General features: G+C 65.6%; 2 protein-coding genes and 1 pseudogene. All 3 read left to right on the top strand.

Features of this window, described 5'->3' with window-relative positions:
* Positions 1-291: pseudogene (locus tag EN738_RS33225) on the top strand (aspartate aminotransferase family protein); the annotation flags it as partial.
* Positions 292-365: 74 nt separating this feature from the next.
* Positions 366-1,751 (top strand): glutamine synthetase family protein, encoded by a 1,386-nt coding sequence (locus EN738_RS33220; RefSeq protein WP_127287243.1) that lies wholly within the window; start codon positions 366-368, stop codon positions 1,749-1,751.
* A 53-nt stretch (positions 1,752-1,804) separates the two neighbouring features.
* A complete protein-coding gene (locus EN738_RS33215) occupies positions 1,805-2,467 on the top strand; it encodes a UdgX family uracil-DNA binding protein (protein WP_127287242.1) in 663 nt (220 codons plus the stop codon).
* The last annotated feature ends 223 nt before the right edge of the window (positions 2,468-2,690 follow it).

Genomic DNA, 2,690 nt, shown 5'->3' with positions numbered 1-2,690 from the left:
GATGCGGGGCTGACCGCCGGCATCGACCGCTGCCGTCTGCCCTGGCGTGTCGCCCGCGGCGGCGCCCGCGTCGAATTCATCTGCGCCCCGGGCCCGTTGCGCAACGGCGGCGAGGCGGAGGCGGCGCATGCGGCGGAGCTGGAAGCCGCCATTCATGTGGCGCTGGTCAACCAGGGCGTGCTGATCGCGCCCTTCCACAACATGATGCTGATCTCGCCGGCCACGACGGCGCCCCAGGTCAACCGGCTGATCGCCGCTTTCGCCGCCGTTGCGGCAAGGCTTGCGGCATGAGACAAGCGGCATGAGACAAGTGGCATGAGACAAGCGGCTGGAAGATCGGCGGCCAGCCAAAGCAGAGTTCCATCATGACTTCACCTTCGGGCTCGACGCCCACCGAGGCGAAAGCCTTTCTCGACACCCATCCGGAAATCGAGGCTTTCGACATCGTCTTGACCGACGCCAACGGCATCGGCCGCGGCAAGATCGTGCGCCGGCACGAACTGATGGGCATTTTCGAGGGCGGCCGGCATCTGCCGATCTCGATCCTCGGCCTCGACATCACCGGCGAGGACGTGCACGAGACCGGCCTGGTCTGGGACACCGGCGACGGCGACCTCCGCGCATGGCCGATCCCCGGCACGCTGGTGCCGCTCCACGGCACCAGCCCGCCGCGCGGCCAGGTGCTGATGGCGATGTACCATCTCGACGGCCAGCCGATGAGCTCCGATCCCCGTCTGGCGCTCAAGCGGCAGGTCGAGCGCCTGGGGGCCAAGGGCCTGCATCCGGCCGGCGCCTTCGAGCTCGAATTTTTTCTTCTCACCAATGAGCGCGATGCCGACGGCAAGGTGCAGCCGGCGCATGCCGTGCTCGACGGGCGCCGCTCGGCCAAGACCGAGGTCTATTCGGTCGACCATCTGCACGGCATGGAGCCGCTGTTTTCCGACATCTACGCCGCGGCAAAAGCGCAGGGCATTCCGGCCGAGACGGTGATTTCCGAATATGCGCCGGGCCAGTACGAGCTGACGCTGAACTACCGCAAGGACGTGATGCGGGCGGCAGACGACCTCGTCATGCTGAAGCGGCTGGTCAGGGCACAGGCGCGCCGCCACGGCGTCACCGCTTGCTTCATGGCCAAGCCGATCGAGAAATATGCCGGTTCCGGCATGCATTTCCATGTCTCGTTGCAAGACGATGCCGGCAGGAACGTCTTCGCCGAGGCCGAAGGCGAAAAATGGTCGCCGAAACTGCTGAGCGCCCTCGGCGGCCTGATCCAGACCATGGCGGAATCGATGCTGGTGTTTGCGCCGCACGCCAATTCCTGGCGGCGCTTCGTCTCCCAGTCCTACGCGCCGGTGGCGCCGACCTGGGGCGTCAACAACCGTTCGGTGGCGCTGCGCGTGCCTGCGGGCGACGCCAGGAACCGGCGCATCGAGCATCGGCCGTCGGGCGTCGACGCCAATTCCTATCTGGTGGCGGCGACGGTGCTGGCCGGTGTCTCCAGGGGGCTCGACGAAGGCCTCGATCCCGGGCCGGAAACCACCGGCAACGGCTATGAGCAGGCGGCCGGGCACAGCGCCATGCCGGTGGACTGGCGCGCCGCAATCGAGGCGGCGAGGGCATCGAGCTTCCTGAAGGAAGCGCTCGGCGCCGACCTGCACAAGACCTTCGTCGCCATCAAGCAGGCCGAATATCTGCGCGTCGCCCGCACCGTCAGCGAGCTCGACTACCACCTCTATCTGCACGAGGTCTGAGCGGAACCATAGCCCGCCCGGTCCATTTCACCCTGAAATGGATGAGGCACAGGATGGCCGCCACGACGCAGGCAAAGGCACCGGCCAGACGCGGTTCGGACGATATCGAGCCGACACCCGGCGAGAAGGCGTCGATCGGCGACCTGCGCGAGGCGGCGAAAGCCTGTCGCCGTTGCCCGCTCTGGCGCAATGCGACGCAGACCGTCTTCGGCGAAGGACCGGACAGCGCCGAGCTTGTGTTCGTCGGCGAGCAGCCGGGCGACCAGGAGGATCTGGCCGGCAAACCGTTCGTCGGTCCGGCCGGAAGGATCTTCGACGCCACGCTAGAGGATGCCGATATCGAGCGGCAGAAGGTCTACGTCACCAACGCCGTCAAACACTTCAAATTCGAGCCGCGCGGCAAGCGCCGAATCCATTCCAAGCCGAATGCCGGCGAGGTCCAGGCCTGCCGCTGGTGGCTGGACAAGGAACTCGATCTCGTCAAACCGAACCTCGTGGTGGCTTTGGGCGCCACGGCGGCGCAGTCGCTGCTCGGCAAGGCCGTGCCGGTGACTAAAATGCGCGGTGAGGTGATCGAGCGCGAGGACGGACTGCGCATTTTTATCACCATCCATCCCTCCTTCATCCTGCGCATCCGCGAACAGGAGGACAAGCAAGCCGAGCGGGAACGGTTCCTCAATGACATGAGGAAGGTGAGGCGGCTGATGGCGGTTTGATCAACTATGCTTCGGTGCGCCTCTTCGGATGCCCTCAACATTGATTAACAAGCATCGACAAGTTCGCGCCGCCCCTCATTGCCCTACCGGGCATTTCTCCCCGTATAGTGACGGGGAGAAAGACGCTGCCGCGGCATGATTTCGCCAACCACCGATATAGCAGCGCAGACGTTCGCAGCCAGTTGCCTTCTCCCCGTCACTATGCGGGGAGAAGGTGCCGGCA

It is taken from the genome of Mesorhizobium sp. M4B.F.Ca.ET.017.02.2.1 (genome assembly GCF_003998955.1).
Lineage (GTDB): Bacteria > Pseudomonadota > Alphaproteobacteria > Rhizobiales > Rhizobiaceae > Mesorhizobium > Mesorhizobium abyssinicae.
This window is presented reverse-complemented; position numbering and strand designations above follow the sequence as displayed.